We start from the raw sequence: 16,133 nt of genomic DNA, 5'->3' as shown, positions 1-16,133 counted from the left end.
GTGAAAGTCGTCGTCATTTTTCATTCTGTAACAGGCACTACCAAAAAGCTGGCCCACTCGATTGCATCAGGTGCTGCAATGGAACCTGGTGTTGAAGTGGTCGCAGTAGAAATTGTTGGCGCCGATATTGTTGAAGGGCGTTTTCGTAACATCGAGCTGCTGCGGCAACTCGATAATGCTGATGCGATTATCTTTGGCTCACCTACTTATATGGGCTGCGTATCAGCACAGTTCAAAGCGTTTACGGATGCCACAAGTGAGTGGTGGGCAAGGCAAGCATGGGCAAACAAAATTGCCGCTGGTTTTACCATTGGTGCTAACTTAAGTGGTGATCAACTGAATACCATTCAGTACCTGCAAGTGTTCGCTAGTCAGCACGGTATGTTTTGGGTGGGTCTGGATACACCGGGTAATTATGATCCTGCAATGCGTAACAGGCTTGGTGCGCAGTCCGGGCTTATTGCCCATTCCGTGGATATTGATCTCAATGAAACGGACTTACTTACTGCGCGTTATTTAGGTCAGCGGGTAGTGCAAACCGCTCAAAAGCTCGCGGCGTGAAGGAGAAAAAGTGCCAATTTATGAAACGGGAAGGCTATGAGGAAGAGGACACACTGCCTAACCGCTCAATGACTATGGCATGTGTTAAATGAATGGTGAGCTTTGTAAGCATCTCGCGCCAAAACATAAGATGGAGTTAAAGCTTTCTATGAAGTGGCACTAAAGTGTGGTGGAACATGCAAGGGTGCACGGGGTTACAGGCATAATTATCGTACTGCCTTTATTCTGAAATAGGAATCGACATCACAGGGGCGTTTAAGCATGTCTACTCGTATGAAATTTGGAGTACATGGGTAGCCAATAAGGGCTGCCATGAATGCTGTAACTCAGCGGTACTAATCTCCATCGTTATGGGCTTGAGATAAGAATGGACTATCTAGAAGTCAATGCCAGTGACATTCCCACCCAGCTTTTACTGGAAGCCGATCCTTCTGAGCAGAGTATCGCATCGTATCTGAATGGCGCTTGGTGCTTCGCGGCAAAGCTAAACGGAAACGTCGTTGGTGCCTGTGTCACAAAACCTATTAACACCGACATCGCTGAAATATTTAATATCTCGGTTTACCCGGAATTTCAGCAGCAGGGCCTTGGTTCTGGACTGTTGAGCTTTGCCTTGTCTGAGCTGAAAAGCAAAAAAATACAGCGTGTGGAATTAAGTACCGGCACTTTTGGATATCAGTTGACCTATTACCAACGCCATGGGTTTAGAGTTGATCATGTGGTTAAAAACTATTTTCTGAATAATTACCCTGAGCCGATTCTTGAAGATGGCATACAGCATCAAGACGCGTTGCGGCTGTACGTAACGCTATAAAAAGGTGAGTTCAGTGGCAAAAGTAACCTTAAAAGGGTTTATCGAGGTTCCCGGTAGCGATCTTGATGGCGTGCAAGCCGAACTTAACACTCACCGCCAACTTACTCTTGAGGAGCCAGGCTGCATAACGTTTAAGGTTACTCAAGATAAAACTGACCCGTGCCGTTTTGATGTTTATGAGGAATTTATTGACCGCAAAGCCTTTGAAGAACATCAACAGCGGGTGGCAAGCTCTGACTGGGGCAAGCTAACCCGTAACGTGAAACGTCATTACGAAGTGTTTGAGTAGGCTGAATCGTATGGCTATTTATGCCAACTCTACTTTACTGTAGTAAAAACCTTCAAGAGAGCGCTTCATGGGTATAATGCGCCCCATCGCCAATTGCCGTAGTGTGGGCGCGCATATCGGGTCGTATCGGCGAGTTTACCAGTCGATTCTCATTTTACTGTTGAAGGTAGCTGACATGATCAATACCAAAATTTACAAGGCTGTTTATGAGTTGGCTGAAAAGCTGATGAAGGCGGCAGAGAAGGACGATCGAGAGACGTTTGATTCGCTTTATGCAGAGCTGAACGCTATTTGTATCGAGCATGAAGATACCGATAAGGATCATCCGGAGCAGTGGGAAACGTTGGCGGATTTTACCGAAGAGCTGGATGACGCGCTGGTGATGTATGAAAAGGCGCTTCGCAAAGCCGAGGTCGCCAATGCTAAAGACCACCTGTCGTCTATCGGTTTTTCAATGGCGACCCTGCAGGTTGAGTTGGGCCAGGAAGAGGCTGCTATTCAACATCTGCAAAATGCCAAAATCAGCGCCAACAAGATTGAAGATAAAGATTTGAAAGCAGAAATTGATGAGCTGCTTGAAAAACTGACAGCGAAATAGCTGGCTTTGTTGTTACCATGATGATCTTGATAAATGCACATCCAACGGGATTGTGCTGGGTTTTCCTAAGGCCAGGAGCTGTCGTTTGACCAATAATGATATTTTTCGCCGTATCCGGTACTGCTTTGATTTAAAAGATACTGCCGTATTGAAAGTTTTTGCGCTGGCAGAATTCACAGTATCTGAGGAGCAGGTGTCCGGGTGGCTGAAAAAGGAGGAAGACGAAAAATTCCTCAAGATGAGAGACCGCGAGTTGGCCGCGTTTCTTAACGGATTTATTAGCTATAAGCGTGGGAAGCGCGACGGCGAGCAGCCCGCGCCAGAAAGCAACTTGAACAACAATATGGTGTTCCAGAAGCTGCGCATTGCGCTGAATTTAAAAGCCGACGATATTTTAGCTATTTTTGAGCAGGCCGAGTTTCGGTTAAGCAACCATGAGTTAAGCGCTTTCTTTCGTAAGCCTACGCATAAAAATTATCGCGAGTGTAAAGACCAGGTGTTGCGTAATTTTTTAATGGGCCTTCAGTTCCAGCAACGCCCTGAATCCAAGGGTTCAGAAGAGGTCTGAGGTTGTCACGCCGCTGCGATTTACAGAGATTCAGAAGTAAAAAATGGCCATTCAATGCGAATGGCCATTTGCTTTTAAGCGTTTTTTAAACAGAACCTAACGCTTTAGCAGGTTGGTTTTGGCCAGATCAATTACTTCGTGCATGCTGCCATCCATGACGGCACGTAGCCCCCAGAGGCTAAACCCTTTGACTTGCTCCATGCCGATGGTAGGCGGCAGTACCAGCTCTTGTTTGGCTGTCACTACATCCAGTAGGGCGGGGCCATCGTGGGCTAATACGCTATCGATGGCGTCGGTCAGCTCGTCAGGGTTTTCAACACGGCGGGCATAAATGCCCATTGCGCTTGCGACGGCAGCAAAGTCGGGATTATCCAGGTCTACGCCCGTGTTAATGAAACCGGCTGCTTTCATTTCAAGCGCGACGAAGCCGAGCACCCCATTATTAAAGATGACGATTTTGATCGGGATGTTGTGCTGTTTGAGTGACAGTAAATCTCCCATCAGCATTGAAAGGCCACCGTCGCCGGAGAACGTAATAACTTGCCGACCCGGCTGCGCGTACTGAATGCCAATCGCCTGAGGCATGGCGTTAGCCATCGAGCCATGCGAGAACGAGCCGATAAGGCGACGTTGGCCGTTCATTTTAAGGTAGCGTGCCGACCAGACTGTGCACGTTCCTACATCGGCAGTAAAAATCGCATCCTCATTGGCCTTTTCGCTCAACAAGCGCGCAAGGTACTGTGGGTGGATAGGTGAGTGGGCCGAGTGATTTTGCGCCTGTTTGTCCAGCCCTTCGCGCGCTTTAACGTAGTGGGCCAGCGCTGCATCCAGAAAGTGCCGGTCAGTGCGCGTATGAAGCGCCGGCAGAATGGCCTCAATGGTTAACCCGATATCGCCGACCACGCCCAATGCCAGCTTGGCACGCCTGCCCAGGTTTTCAGGGCGAATATCGACCTGCACGACGTTGGTCTTTTGCGGTAAAAACTGTTTATACGGAAAATCCGTGCCCAGCATCAGCAGCAGGTCGCACTCCTGCATGGCCGCGTAACCTGATGAGAACCCGATAAAGCCGGTCATGCCGACATCATAGGGGTTGTCATATTCGACGTGCTCTTTGCCGCCGAGTGCGTGCACGATGGGACTTTTAAGCGCATCGGCCAATTGCATTAGCTGGGCGTGTGAACCGGCGCAGCCTCGGCCAGCGAAAAGCGTAATGCGCTCTGCATCGTTGAGCAGTTTGGCGAGTGCTTCCACTTCGGTTTTTGCGGGCACCACACGTGGCGTGGGGGGTAATAAGCCATGGCGCGGCGTTACCGTTTTAACCGGTGAGGCGCGCAGCGCAACATCACCAGGCAGCGCCACGACCGCAACGCCACGCTGCCCAACGGCGGCGCGAATGGCATTGTCCAGCACATAAGGTAATTGGCTGGCGTCGGAGACCAGCTCACAGTAGTGGCTGCATTCACGAAATAGTTCTTGGGGATGGGTTTCCTGAAAATAGCCGCCGCCGATCTCTGAAGAGGGAATATGCGCGGCAATGGCCAGCACCGGCGTGCGCGTGCGGTGGGCATCGAACAAGCCGTTGATAAGATGCAGGTTGCCGGGGCCACAAGAGCCTGCACAAACGGCCAGGCTGCCGGTTAGTTGTGATTCGCCGCTGGCGGCGAATGCTGCAACTTCCTCATGGCGTAGGCCCACCCATTCGATGCCGGGCCGCTCCCGTATGGCCTCGGTTAGGCCATTCAGGCTGTCGCCAACAACGCCGTAGATCCGCTCAACACCACTTTCCACCAGCGTTTCGATCACTAAATCAGATACGTTTTTGATAGACATGAGAGACCTCAAACAAAGTCCAGGTTTAACGTTGCGGCTGTTTGCTTGCGCGTGTCGTAGCAGGCCTCTTTATCCGTTTTAAGGTCGATGCCGTAGGTGGGAATGATTGTCTTGAGCTGGGGGAGCCAGCCATCATCAGTTAGCTTGTCGGCAAAGCATTTCTCTAATACCTCTAGCGCGATAAAGGCCGCCGTTGATGCGCCAGGCGAAGCGCCTAGTAACGCGGCGAGGGAGTGATTGGATGAGGCGATTAGCTCGGTGCCAAACTCCAAAACACCGGCTTTTTCATGGCTGGGTTTAATGATTTGCACGCGCTGACCCGCTACGGCGTGGGTCCAATCGTGATGGCGTGCCATTGGGTAGTATTGGCGCAGCATCTCAAATTGGTGGCTCTTGCTCTGCAGTACCTGGGAGACCAGATACTCCGTTAGTTGCCAGTTATCCTTTGCAACATCAAGCATGGGAAGCACATTATCGGGCCGTACCGAACGGAACATATCCGTAAGAGAGCCTTGCTTGAGAAAGCGAGATGAAAAACCGGCGTAAGGGCCGAAGAGCAGCGATTTTTTATCACCAATAAGGCGTGTGTCCAGGTGGGGGACTGACATGGGGGGCGAGCCATGGGCTGCCTTGCCGTACACCTTGGCGTGATGGCGTTCACTAATGCTGTCTATATCGCAGCGTAACCAAATACCGCTGACGGGGAAGCCGCCGTAGCCGTGCCCTTCAGGGATACCAGACTTTTGCAGTAGTTCGATAGCGCCGCCACCCGCGCCGATGAAAACAAACCCAGCCTGAATGCTTTCGTGGTGCTTGCTGTGCGTATCGTGCATTTCCACGCACCAGCGGTTGTCGTTTTGCCGAGTAATATCCTGTACGTGCTTTAAGTAGTGAATTTCAAACCCGGATTGCTGCGACAAATGGTCGAACAGCAGGTGGGTAAGCGCGCCATAGTCGACATCAGACCCTGATACGATACGCGTCGCCGCGACGGGCTCGCCATCGCTGCGTCCTTCCATGATGAGCGGAGTCCACTGCTCAATCTGCGCGGGGTCTTCGCTATATTCCATGCCGTGATAGCAGTGGTGCGATGACATCTGTTTAAAGCGCTGGCGTAGATAGTTGACGTTATCCTCGCCCCAAACAAAGCTCATGTGCGGGCAGGGGTTGATAAACGCCTGCGGGTTGGGAATGGCCCCTTTCTTGACCAGGTAGGCCCAGAGTTGGCGTGAAATATCGAACTCTGTGTTGACCTCCAGCGCCTTGCTAATATCAACCGTGCCGTCTGAGCGAGCAGGGGTGTAGTTCATTTCGCAGTTGGCGGCATGTCCGGTGCCTGCGTTATTCCAACCATTGGAGCTTTCCTGGGCGCAATCTTTCAGCGTTTCCAGTACCACAATCTTGAGTGAAGGCTCTAGCTCTTTGAGAAGGGTTGCGAGCGTGGCGCTCATGATGCCAGCGCCGACCATTACAATATCTGCCCGCTCGGGAATCTGTGTTGATGTAGGCATGAACGTTCTCCGCTTAGGAACTCAACACTTGCTTGATGCGCTGATAAAGGGAAGGTCAATATCCTGAGGCACTATGGCATACACGCGTCGCCAAGGCTGGTTATCGATTAGATGCCAGCGGTGGCCGCCGCCTGTGGTGTCTTCCGCCAATAAAATGTCGCCGGGGTACAGCGTGAATGAGTCGCCCGTGCGCGTCTCGAAAGTGAGTGTGCCGCTAAGCGTTAAGACGAATTGACGGTTGGGAGCGTCATGCCAGCTAAAGCTGCCGCCTTCGCTTGTTTCCCGAAAGGAGATGCTGGTCGTTTCGATGACATCACTGAGCAAGTCATGGCGCTCACCTTTGGGAAGATCAATCCACCCTTCTTCAAAACACGATTGATGGTTACTGCCTGTCCATAACCTTACACATCGGAACATTACTGACTCCTGATTGTGAGTAGTGACAAAACATGATGAAAAATAGAACAATCATCTGAGTTTAAATACTAGTTCGGATTTTGTGCAATAAGGTGCGTGACCAAAGCTAAATTTATGCCTAAGGTGAAGTAGGTTTGATAATTTAAATATGGGCATGGGCTGGGGATTCCATGCCGCTATTCTTTTTATAAAAAAGGGGTTGGCGCTTTTCTTGTTAGCCGCCAATTATCTCTGGCAGGCTCTATAACGTTTGTAAATAAAAGGAAACCACCATGGGAATCAAAAAAAAATTAACGTTAGCGGCAAGCATGTGTGCTTTGTTCGTGGCCATCACAGCGGATGCATGCACGCGCGCGGTATATCAGGGCCCTGATGACATGATTATCACGGCGCGCTCCATGGATTGGAGGGACGAAATACATCCGAACCTATGGCTGTTTCCAAAGGGAATGGAACGCGATGGTGCGGCTGGACCCAACTCCGTTACTTGGACATCCCAGTATGGAAGTGTCGTTACCAGCGCGTTTGATATCTCAAGCACTGATGGCATGAACGAAAAAGGCTTGGTGGCTAACCTGCTATGGCTTGCTGAGGCAGAGTATCCTGAATTTGGGCCGGATGACGAGGGTCTTTCCGTGGCTGCCTGGGTCCAGTATGTTTTGGATAATTTTGCGACCGTTGATGAGGCGGTGGAGGCGCTGCGCGATGAGCCTTTTGTGGTCGTCTCTGCTGAAATACCGGGCACCACTCGATTTGCTACGCTTCACTTGTCAATTTCAGATGCCAAGGGTGATAGCGCAATATTTGAGTATATCGGCGGTAAACTCACTATTCATCACGATACGTCATACAATGTGGTGACAAACTCGCCCACCTTCGAGCAGCAACTGACGCTGGATGACTACTGGAGACAGATCGGTGGTTTGGTCATGCTGCCTGGCACAAACCGTGCCGCAGATCGATTTGTCAGAGCGTCGTTCTACATGGATGCCATCCCTAAAACGAGCGATACAAGAGTCGCTGTTGGCAGTGCATTTAGCGTGATTCGCAATGCGTCTGTTCCTTTCGGCATCTCATCAGAAGAGGAGCCGAATATTTCTTCCACTAGGTGGAGAGCGGTATCTGATCAGAAGCACCTTGTTTATTATTTCGAGACGGCACTTACGCCTAACACGTTTTGGGTGGATATGAAGGATGCCGACTTTACTGAGGGCGCGCCTGTTCGCAAACTGAGCCTCAAGAATAACAGTGTTTATGCAGGCAATACGGTCAACGCGTTTGAGGACGCCGAGCCCTTTGAATTTGCTGGTCTGTAAGGTGCGTTAAGGGCAGTTTTTTGCTAGTTAGCGCATGAAATAGCCCCCTGTGTCGCGGTTGGCGCAGGGGGCTTTCTCTTACTTAATAAAGCCAAGAGATAGACAAAACTGCGGTTAGCTTGTTCGATTGTTGTGATTAATACTAAAGTAATGGCGGCTGGTACCGATATTAAATTAAGCACACCTATTTACTGATCGCTGCCCAGAGTTATCCATGCCAAAAATCGTGATCTGTTTCATTACAGCCCTGCTACTGCTGGCACCTTATGCTCAAGCGAATACCGATGCGGCTGAGGCCGCGGCGCTGGCATGGCTTGATGCAATTGACAGTGGTGAGTATGAGCTGGCTTGGGAGGAGTCATCACCGCTTCTTAAGAGTCCGCTTTCGCCCAGTATGCTGGAGCGGATCATTAGCGCAGCGCGCCGTGACTTCGGGTCGGTGGAGGCAAGACGCCGTACACGCGTCATCACGCAAACCTCTATGCCCGGCGCTCCCAAAAATGATTACAAAAAGTTCATCTATCAAACGCGTTTTTCCAACAAGTCTGATATTACCGAAACCATTACGCCGCACTTTGAAGACGGCGTTTGGAAAGTAAGTGGGTACTATGTGAACTGATCAGCAACAAGTGGATTGGCCCGTTGCTACAACCGTGGGGGGTTGAATCTTCACGCAGGCAAAAATGGCGTTCCCCGAAGTGGTGTTCCACGGCGTGATAGCTTCAAAGTTGTGCTCGAATACATGCACTTCAAAGCAGGGCTCAAGCAGCGTAATTAGCTCGGCAAAACTAACCGCGACCATGGGGTGCTCGTCGTTCCATACTTGGGTATCGCACGCGTTGGTTTTTGCAATACTAAGTTTGAGGGCCTGTTTTTCACCGCAACCGCTGTAATGCCACCCGGAACGAAACGTGAAGGCATTGTCGGCTTTTTTAACGGTGTGGCTCACAAACAGATTGTTATCGATTTTATCTTTATCGACTGCGTTGAAGCAGAAAACCCCGCCACTCATTAAGGCGCTGTGCGCACTTTCAATACACGCTTTGAGCTTTTCAATTCCGTCGCTGTAGTGAATCGAATATAAAAAACAGGTAATTAAATCCTGCGGGTCGCTTACCTGGAAGTTGCCCATGTCCTGACACGTAAACTGAGCCTCAGGACAACGTGTGGCGGCAATATCCAGCATGGGCTGGTTAATGTCCAAACCGCTGCTCACGTAGCCATTATCAATAAAATGGCGAACATGAGGCCCGGTACCACACGCTACATCGAGGTGAAGGTTGCCACCGTTACCAAAAATTTGGTGAAGCCTCTGCACGGCGTTGCTTTGTGCCCGGTAGTCGATGTCTTCGCACATCACATCGTAATAGCCAGAAAGGTCGGTATAGAGTGCGTTAAAGGACATGGCGGCCTGGGTAGCTTGGGAGTGAGGGTGGCGCATAGTAAACGAGTGGAGTGGCTTTTAGAAGCCAGCCGTGCGGAAGAGAATTTTGATCAAGACATCGCAGGCCGTCGCACAGGCTTGCGATGTCTTTTTCGGTTTATAGCGAGATGTCAGGCGCAAACTGCATGCTTACCGCCACCCGGTTCCAACTATTAATGGCTAGAATCACCGTGGTTAGCTCAAGAAGGTCCTGCTCACCAAAGGCAGCCAGAGCATTCTGGTAGACGCTGTCACTAACAGACTGTTGGCTGATTAAGGTAAGCGCTTCGGCCCACTCAAGGGCTGCACGTTCCTGTTTATTGAAGCAGGGGGCTTCCCGCCAGGCAGGCAGTACATCCAGTCTTACCTGATGCTCGCCGTCGTCTCGGGCTTCCTGAGTATGCATATGCTGGCAGAAGCAGCACTGGTTGATTTGGGAAACGCGTAGCTTAACGAGGTGGATGATGGTAGGCGTTACCGCGCTATTAGCCGCTACTTCGCCCAGAGGCACCAAATGTTTAGCAAGGCGAGGGGTTAGCTTGTAAACGGCTTGTCGAGAAAGACGCTGAGACATGGCAGTGACCTCGTTGATTGATGAGGTCTCAGCTTATAAAGGTGTGCGTACTACGCCTTGTAAATTTGCGACAATTTGCGCTGGCGGTAAGAGGCGGGTGTTTCGTTGGTAAAAGATTGGAAGGCGTGGGTAAAGTGTGGCTGATCATAGTAGCCACAGTGGAGCGCTATTTCTGATAGCGGCCGGTCAGCTTCAAGTAAGCACCGTCGCGCTCTGTTGAGGCGAGCATACGTCACCAATGCGCCAGGCGAGACACCGACTTCACGTTTTAATCGACGTTCCAGGGTGCGTCGTGTTAACCCAATATTGGCAGCTAACTGCTCAGGTGGGAGTTGTAACTGGTTAATCGCTTGGATGATTCCTGGCACAGGGCTTTTACTCGTTAGTCGACTTTTGAGTAAACCCAGAAGCCATGTTTCAAGCAGGGCTAATCCTTTGGGTGCATCAAGCTGATAAAGGCGCTCCACCACCGGCATTAAACTGTCCATCCAGGAGGGTTTTATGTCATCGCCCAAGCAAAGGTGCGCGTCTATACACTGTTCCGGGGCTAAGCCCAGGAGGCTATACATACTGGCCGGTTTAAACCGAATGCCTATCCGGGTGGTGGACGTATCAAACGTCTCAAGCAGCATGTGTCTGTTAAAGCAGAGCGTGACGATGGGGCGAGAGCTTCCAAGGTGGATGATGAGGCTGGCGCCTGCATCGGGATAAAGCTTTTCTACGATAGGATGCGCAAGGGGGCTTTGCCCGCCCATCGACCAAAGGCATTGCACCCATGTGCGAAGGTTGGTGTCGGGCAGGCGCTGCTGGAAATTCAAATGAACGGCGTTACCGGGCAGAATAAAGTGGGCCATGGCGACAACCTGCTTTGTTGATGAATGGGCTTCATCGCATAAGCTGTATTAAAGCGTAAACACATGGGCTACGAAAGCACTGTTTGGGCAGTGAAGCTCTCAATACTCAAATCGGTATGAGTAGCTGAGAACGGCGCCATACGCTAGGCGACATGCTTTCCTGCCGTGACCAGATTCTGCGCAGCTGGCGCTCATCTCCAAACCCGGATTCAGCGGCAATGTGCGCGAGTGTCCAAGTGGTTTCGGTCATTAACGCCTTGGCGCGCTGGAGTCTCAGGCCCGCAATATAATCGCCTACCAACATGCCGGTGAGGTGTTTAAACCGCCGCCGAAAATGGCGTTCGCTCATGGCGGCCTGTGTGGCGAGCATTTCCACACGCCAAGGCTGTGAGGGAGCCGCGCAAAGGGTGTCTTGCACCCGGTGAATTCGTTCATCCACGTGGTTGCGCCCTTCAAGCCAGGCGCCCAGCTGGGGCTCTTGTCCGCTGCGGCGAAGGTAAAGTACCATCTCACGCGCAACGCTTAAGGCCAACTGATGACCGCATGTACGGGTAAGCCAATACAGCATGGTATCGACGCCGGTCGAGATGCCCGCGCTGGTTAAATAGTGCCCATCTTCGATAAAGATGCAGTCGCGCTGTACCTTGGCTAGGGGCGCTTTGGCGCGTAGCTGATCAAGCAGCGAGTGATGCGTGGTGCAACGTCGTCCATTCAATAGGCCCGTTTCAGCGAGCAGCAGCGTGCCTGAGCAAACCGTCATCAGCGTATCGGCATACTGGGCGTTGGCCCTGAGCCAGCCGACACACGTTTGCTGCGCCAATGGCTCAATGCTGTTGCGGTATTGCCCTGGAATAAGCAGTAAATGCTGATGCGTTAGCTGCTCAGGCAGCGTATCTATGCCGCTAAGCGATAGCGGCCCGAGCCATTGCAAGGCTGCCTCCGGGCCGATATAACGCACGTCAATCTCTATAGACAGGCGGCTTGCGCATTGCAATACCTGCAGCGGGCCAATCAAGTCGAGCGGTACTTGCCCCGGCATCATCAATACCGCAATTCGTAATGGTTCATTCACACTTGCTTTGCCACTCATTGATGACATCCGTAGTGTTGATGATGCGCGCAAAGCGCTCTTCAAGAACCAGCTCTGTACGCGTTTTGATATCTTCCGCTGACCAGGTAATACCCTGGCGCGTCATGGGGAAGGTTAAAGTGGCGTCACTGACGAAGTCGACGCTAAAACCAAGGTCTGATGCAACGCGTGCTGTGGTTTCGCAGCACTGCTCAGTGCGAATGCCGCTGATCACAAGATGAGTAATGCCGCGCTCGCGCAGCCAGCTTTCAAGTAGCGTATCGCTAAAGGCGTTATGCACACGCTTGTTAAACGTGACGGCCACCTCATCGTTAAAATTCTCTAGCGGACAAACCAGGCCGTTTGCGGGGTCAAATGCACCTTGGCTGCCGGGCTCTTCATGAAGTATCCGTACAACGGTAATCTGATGGGCCTTTGCCGCGTTTAACAGGGCGCGCTGGTTCGGGCGCCACGCTTTAGCAAGTGATTCTACCCAATAATCACGCGCAGGGAAGGAGGATTGTATGTCGATCATGAGTAGTGCGGTGTTCGAGCGTGACATGGTAAGCCTCAATAGTAGTGCAGAAAGGCTATAGCCTAATAGGGTTCAGGTACGCGAACGATGTGCTGATCGGTCAAAAACCGGACAATATCGGACATCATTGTTTTGATGAGTAAAAACCAATAATTAGCTATGGAGTCTACTGCTTCGCCTACGGTATGCTTTTTTGAACTGCTTTCAGCTCAAGAGAACTTCATGGCCCTTATCGCAACGACTCCAGAACCCCCGTATTACGCCGTTATTTTCACCTCTGTGCGCACGGGTATTGAAGATGGCTATGATGACATGGCGGAGCGTATGGTTGAGTTAGCCATGCAGCAGCCAGGTTTTTTAGGCGTTGAATCGGCTCGAAATGAGGTGGGGGTTACGGTTTCCTACTGGTCTGACCTGGCCTCGATTAAAGCGTGGAAGGCGCATGCCGAACATAAAGAAGCACAGCGGCTTGGGCATCAGCAGTGGTATCAGCACTTTAAAACCCGAATTGCCAAGGTCGAGCGGGATTACGGTATCTAGCGGGTGCCACTTTCCTGGTCTTCTGCTTTATGTCGGCTACATCATCAAGCGCGTGAGTGCTTGTAGTCCCAGAGCAACCAACAGCACTATTACGCCCCCTATCAAGCTGGTGAACAACGCGTGGCGCTTCCATAGCAACAGCACTCGATTACCAAAGCGATAAACCAGCCAGGCTAAGCCATAGTAGAGAGAGAAGGCCACGAGCAATTAATGCCGCCAGTAAGAACAGCAAGACAGGGTAGCCCGAAAGGCCCGCAGTTATCATGGCTATCGGAAAGGGGATAGGCAGGATACCCATGGCTATAATGGCAGCGAAACCGTATTGATCAAAAAACAGTTGAAACGCCTGAAAGCTCTCCTGCATACCGGTGACGTTGATAAACCATGTGCCTACCGACGTAAATAACAGCAAGCCTACGCTGTAGCCCACTAGGGAGGCGATCAGACAGCCCAATGTAGTGTTGGTAGCCAATAGCCATAGCATATTCTTTGAGCCGTTAATGCGCTAGAACCACACTTTAGGATTTAAAGGCACGGTGGTAAGCAAAGCGTAAAGCCCTGCACCAATTCCTGGAAACAGCGCTATAAACCCTAGAGTGGCTCCTGTCACAAAGATTAACCCTTTAACCATAGGGTAGTGGGTGCCGCTGCTGAGGCATATCAAATTGACGGGGCCTGGGGAAATAGACGCTGCCAAGGCAAAGGCTGCCATGGGTAGTAAAAGCGAAATGCACATTGTGATCCTCCTAAACAGTGAGGGGAGTGTGCGATGATGTGACGACGGGGTATTGTATAAAATTGATATGCGCAAGATTCGGGTCGGCAGGCCGCTAGGGAGCGCTTAAGCTAGGAGAGCTTCGGTATCACACAGAGGAACCGACAATGGATGATTATGCGCGTATCGAAAAGGCGATGGTCTACATGGTCGAGCGGGCGGTATTGCAACCCAGTTTGGAAGAGGTTGCGGCTCATGTGCATTTAAGTGCCTACCATTTTCAGCGTCTGTTCTGCCGCTATGCAGGTATTTCGCCCAAGCGCTTTTTGCAGGCCCTCACCCTGGAGCGGGGTAAGCAATTATTAAAAGAGCCGCGGGCATTACTGGATGTTGCTCACGAGCTTGGGCTGAGCGGTGGCTCTCGGCTTTATGATCACTTTGTGCAGTTAGAAGCGGTGACGCCTGGAGAGCATAAACGTCAAGGGGAGGGCGTCTCTATAGAGTACGGCGTGCATGCAACGCCCTTGGGCAGCGTGCTGGTAGCGGTGACCCCGCGCGGCGTTTGCCGTATGGGCTTTGTGGATGCTACGAGCGCCGATGAACTGCTGGCGCGGCTTGCCAAGGAGTGGCCGCGAAGCTCGCTCAAGCATCGCCCAGCGGCGACGGCGTATGTGGTTGATGCGTTATTTGCAACTTCTAAAACAAAACCTGGTACGTTATCGCTTCACGTGACCGGTACCAATTTCCAAGTCGCAGTATGGCGAGCACTACTCACCATTCCTGAAGGCCAACTGGCAAGCTATACGCATATTGCTCAAGCGCTGGGCATGCCTAAATCGTCGCGAGCCGTAGGCAATGCGGTGGGTGCGAACCCGATTGCGTTATGGATTCCTTGCCACCGTGTTATCCAGCAAAGCGGGGCGTTAGGCGGCTACCGTTGGGGCATCGCTAAAAAGCAGATGGTGCAGGCCTGGGAGCTGGCGCACTTAACACCGGAAGTGGAGCCGTTCGGTGTATCTAAATAGCCAACAAGGAGGTTGTAAATGAACATTACCGCGATACAAGCCGATATCACTACGCTTCATGTTGATGCCATTGTTAACGCGGCTAACACCTCATTACTGGGTGGCGGAGGTGTAGATGGCGCCATTCACCGTGCGGCCGGACCGGAACTGCTTAACACCTGTCGAACGCTGGGTGGCTGCACCACTGGCGATGCAAAACTGACCGAAGGCTTTAAACTGCCAGCACGTACTATCATCCATACCGTTGGCCCTGTATGGCACGGCGGAACACGCGGCGAAGCCGAATTATTGGCGTCTTGCTATCAGCGCTGCTTGGCTCTGGCTGAATCGGTAAGCGCACACTCGGTAGCATTTCCGAGCATCAGTACCGGCGTATACCGTTATCCTATTGAAGCAGCTGCACGGATTGCTGTCTCAACGGTGAGCGAGGCACTAAAGCAGGGCTCTACCGTTGAGACGGTGACGTTTTGCTGCTTTTCTGCCGGGGATTTAGCGGTGTATGAAGCGTGTCTTGATCAATCAGGACGTTGAAGCGATCACTTTAATGCCCAAATACTGACCAGCCGGTGCGTTGAACAAACATTTCAAGTGCTTTCGTGCCCAGCAGGCTATTGCCATATTCATCCAGGCCTGGTGACCAGACAGCAATGGCGCCTTGGCCTGGGGCGATTGCCAGGATGCCACCACCGACGCCACTTTTACCCGGTAGCCCCACCCGAAAAGCAAATTCACCCGAGGCGTCGTAATGCCCGCACATCATCATCAACGAGTTAATGCGCCGGGCCCGTTGAGGGGAGACGACACGAATGTTGCTGGGCTGGTTAACGCCATCAGACGCTAAAAATAGTCCTGCATGAGCAAGCTGCTGGCAGCTCATGGCAATGGCGCACTGGTGAAAATAGGTACCCAGGACTTTATCGACGTCGTGGCGCAGGCGGCCAAATGCTTTCATAAAGTGGGCAAGCGAGGCGTTGCGGTCACGGTGCGCCATTTCAGAAGCAGCGACAGTATGGTCAAAGCAGATGCTGTCGTCGTCCGCGATATAGCGCACAAAGCTTAGCAGTTCGGCAAGCGTTTCCTTGGGTTCATGACCCATCATGATGGCGTCAACGACTGCTATCGCCCCGGCATTAATAAATGGATTCCGCGGTTTGCCGCCTTCGTGCTCAAGTTGAACGATAGAGTTAAACGGATCACCCGATGGCTCGCGGCCTACATTGGACCAAAGCGCATCGCCCATTTTTCCCAACGCAATCGTCAGCGTAAACACTTTCGAAATACTCTGAATCGAGAAAGGAGTGGTGGCACAACCGGCTGAGTAGCGTGCGCCTTCCACTGTAGCAAGTGAAATGGCAAATTTTTGGGGGTCCACATGAGCAAGCTCAGGGATATAGTCGGCCACTTTTCCACGCTCGGTTTCGGCGGCCATTGCCCTTGCGATCTCGTTGAGTACATCTTGCATTTATAGCCGTTAATTTTGGGTAAAAGAGG

At 51.7% G+C, this 16,133-nt stretch carries 20 protein-coding genes and 1 pseudogene; 10 read left to right on the top strand and 11 right to left on the bottom strand.

Annotated features, from left to right (window positions below; translation table 11 throughout):
- The 5 genes from ACT3RU_RS08275 (at position 1) to ACT3RU_RS08255 (ending at position 2,830) form a co-directional block, all read left to right on the top strand.
- Positions 1 to 561, top strand: a complete 561-nt coding sequence (locus tag ACT3RU_RS08275) for a flavodoxin family protein (RefSeq protein ID WP_192528092.1) — start codon at positions 1 to 3, stop codon at positions 559 to 561.
- A gap of 367 nt (positions 562 to 928) precedes the next feature.
- A complete protein-coding gene (locus ACT3RU_RS08270) occupies positions 929 to 1,375 on the top strand; it encodes a GNAT family N-acetyltransferase (RefSeq protein ID WP_192528091.1) in 447 nt (148 codons plus the stop codon).
- Between the two features lie 13 nt (positions 1,376 to 1,388).
- Positions 1,389 to 1,664: a putative quinol monooxygenase gene (locus ACT3RU_RS08265; RefSeq protein ID WP_192528089.1), complete on the top strand. Its 276-nt coding sequence runs from the start codon at positions 1,389 to 1,391 to the stop codon at positions 1,662 to 1,664.
- 175 nt (positions 1,665 to 1,839) lie between these two features.
- The gene (locus ACT3RU_RS08260) at positions 1,840 to 2,262 is read left to right on the top strand and encodes a tetratricopeptide repeat protein (protein WP_192528088.1); all 423 of its coding nucleotides are present in this window, start codon (positions 1,840 to 1,842) and stop codon (positions 2,260 to 2,262) included.
- 85 nt (positions 2,263 to 2,347) lie between these two features.
- A complete protein-coding gene (locus tag ACT3RU_RS08255; RefSeq protein ID WP_087107629.1) occupies positions 2,348 to 2,830 on the top strand; it encodes a YehS family protein in 483 nt (160 codons plus the stop codon).
- A gap of 96 nt (positions 2,831 to 2,926) precedes the next feature.
- On the opposite strand, the gene poxB is transcribed toward ACT3RU_RS08255, so the two are convergent.
- The 3 genes from poxB to ACT3RU_RS08240 are packed head-to-tail and all read right to left on the bottom strand — an operon-like array spanning position 2,927 to position 6,591.
- Positions 2,927 to 4,663, bottom strand: a complete 1,737-nt coding sequence (poxB, locus tag ACT3RU_RS08250) for a ubiquinone-dependent pyruvate dehydrogenase (RefSeq protein ID WP_192528086.1) — start codon at positions 4,661 to 4,663, stop codon at positions 2,927 to 2,929.
- Between the two features lie 8 nt (positions 4,664 to 4,671).
- Complete coding sequence (gene mqo / locus ACT3RU_RS08245) at positions 4,672 to 6,174, bottom strand: malate dehydrogenase (quinone) (RefSeq protein WP_192528085.1); 1,503 nt, start codon at positions 6,172 to 6,174, stop codon at positions 4,672 to 4,674.
- Positions 6,175 to 6,195: 21 nt separating this feature from the next.
- Positions 6,196 to 6,591, bottom strand: coding sequence for a cupin domain-containing protein (locus tag ACT3RU_RS08240; protein ID WP_172118233.1), 396 nt, complete (start codon positions 6,589 to 6,591; stop codon positions 6,196 to 6,198).
- A gap of 272 nt (positions 6,592 to 6,863) precedes the next feature.
- Between ACT3RU_RS08240 and ACT3RU_RS08235 the strand changes: the two genes are divergently transcribed.
- Both ACT3RU_RS08235 and ACT3RU_RS08230 read left to right on the top strand, forming a co-directional pair.
- A complete protein-coding gene (locus ACT3RU_RS08235; RefSeq protein ID WP_192528084.1) occupies positions 6,864 to 7,907 on the top strand; it encodes a linear amide C-N hydrolase in 1,044 nt (347 codons plus the stop codon).
- Between the two features lie 214 nt (positions 7,908 to 8,121).
- The gene (locus ACT3RU_RS08230) at positions 8,122 to 8,526 is read left to right on the top strand and encodes a DUF4019 domain-containing protein (RefSeq protein WP_192528083.1); all 405 of its coding nucleotides are present in this window, start codon (positions 8,122 to 8,124) and stop codon (positions 8,524 to 8,526) included.
- Here the strand turns inward: ACT3RU_RS08230 and ACT3RU_RS08225 are convergent, their stop codons facing one another.
- The 5 genes from ACT3RU_RS08225 to ACT3RU_RS08205 form a co-directional block, all read right to left on the bottom strand.
- On the bottom strand, positions 8,527 to 9,312 hold the full coding sequence (locus ACT3RU_RS08225) for a class I SAM-dependent DNA methyltransferase (protein ID WP_192528082.1): 786 nt from the start codon (positions 9,310 to 9,312) through the stop codon (positions 8,527 to 8,529).
- 136 nt (positions 9,313 to 9,448) lie between these two features.
- On the bottom strand, positions 9,449 to 9,904 hold the full coding sequence (locus tag ACT3RU_RS08220) for a carboxymuconolactone decarboxylase family protein (protein WP_192528080.1): 456 nt from the start codon (positions 9,902 to 9,904) through the stop codon (positions 9,449 to 9,451).
- Positions 9,905 to 9,954: 50 nt separating this feature from the next.
- A complete protein-coding gene (locus ACT3RU_RS08215; RefSeq protein WP_192528079.1) occupies positions 9,955 to 10,758 on the bottom strand; it encodes a helix-turn-helix transcriptional regulator in 804 nt (267 codons plus the stop codon).
- Between the two features lie 106 nt (positions 10,759 to 10,864).
- Positions 10,865 to 11,848 carry a GlxA family transcriptional regulator gene (locus ACT3RU_RS08210; RefSeq protein ID WP_192528077.1) on the bottom strand — a complete coding sequence of 328 codons (984 nt, stop codon included), beginning with the start codon at positions 11,846 to 11,848 and terminating at the stop codon, positions 10,865 to 10,867.
- Complete coding sequence (locus ACT3RU_RS08205) at positions 11,823 to 12,389, bottom strand: isochorismatase family protein (RefSeq protein WP_192528076.1); 567 nt, start codon at positions 12,387 to 12,389, stop codon at positions 11,823 to 11,825. The genes ACT3RU_RS08210 and ACT3RU_RS08205 overlap by 26 nt, the downstream gene beginning before the upstream one ends.
- Positions 12,390 to 12,584: 195 nt before the next feature.
- Between ACT3RU_RS08205 and ACT3RU_RS08200 the strand changes: the two genes are divergently transcribed.
- Positions 12,585 to 12,902 carry an antibiotic biosynthesis monooxygenase family protein gene (locus tag ACT3RU_RS08200; RefSeq protein WP_192528075.1) on the top strand — a complete coding sequence of 106 codons (318 nt, stop codon included), beginning with the start codon at positions 12,585 to 12,587 and terminating at the stop codon, positions 12,900 to 12,902.
- A gap of 148 nt (positions 12,903 to 13,050) precedes the next feature.
- On the opposite strand, the gene ACT3RU_RS08195 is transcribed toward ACT3RU_RS08200, so the two are convergent.
- Positions 13,051 to 13,386, bottom strand: coding sequence for a VTT domain-containing protein (locus ACT3RU_RS08195; RefSeq protein ID WP_225733882.1), 336 nt, complete (start codon positions 13,384 to 13,386; stop codon positions 13,051 to 13,053).
- 42 nt (positions 13,387 to 13,428) lie between these two features.
- Positions 13,429 to 13,638, bottom strand: a pseudogene (locus tag ACT3RU_RS08190) (LysE family translocator); the annotation flags it as partial.
- Between the two features lie 146 nt (positions 13,639 to 13,784).
- Here ACT3RU_RS08190 and ACT3RU_RS08185 point away from each other — a divergent pair.
- Both ACT3RU_RS08185 and ACT3RU_RS08180 read left to right on the top strand, forming a co-directional pair.
- On the top strand, positions 13,785 to 14,642 hold the full coding sequence (locus ACT3RU_RS08185; RefSeq protein WP_192528074.1) for a methylated-DNA--[protein]-cysteine S-methyltransferase: 858 nt from the start codon (positions 13,785 to 13,787) through the stop codon (positions 14,640 to 14,642).
- An 18-nt stretch (positions 14,643 to 14,660) separates the two neighbouring features.
- Positions 14,661 to 15,173, top strand: a complete 513-nt coding sequence (locus tag ACT3RU_RS08180; protein WP_192528072.1) for an O-acetyl-ADP-ribose deacetylase — start codon at positions 14,661 to 14,663, stop codon at positions 15,171 to 15,173.
- A 10-nt stretch (positions 15,174 to 15,183) separates the two neighbouring features.
- On the opposite strand, the gene ACT3RU_RS08175 is transcribed toward ACT3RU_RS08180, so the two are convergent.
- Positions 15,184 to 16,104 carry a glutaminase gene (locus tag ACT3RU_RS08175; protein WP_192528070.1) on the bottom strand — a complete coding sequence of 307 codons (921 nt, stop codon included), beginning with the start codon at positions 16,102 to 16,104 and terminating at the stop codon, positions 15,184 to 15,186.
- Between the last annotated feature and the right edge of the window lie 29 nt (positions 16,105 to 16,133).

Origin of the sequence: Halomonas sp. TP35, assembly GCF_052375975.1 — a bacterium.
GTDB lineage: Bacteria > Pseudomonadota > Gammaproteobacteria > Pseudomonadales > Halomonadaceae > Vreelandella > Vreelandella citrativorans.
This window is presented reverse-complemented; position numbering and strand designations above follow the sequence as displayed.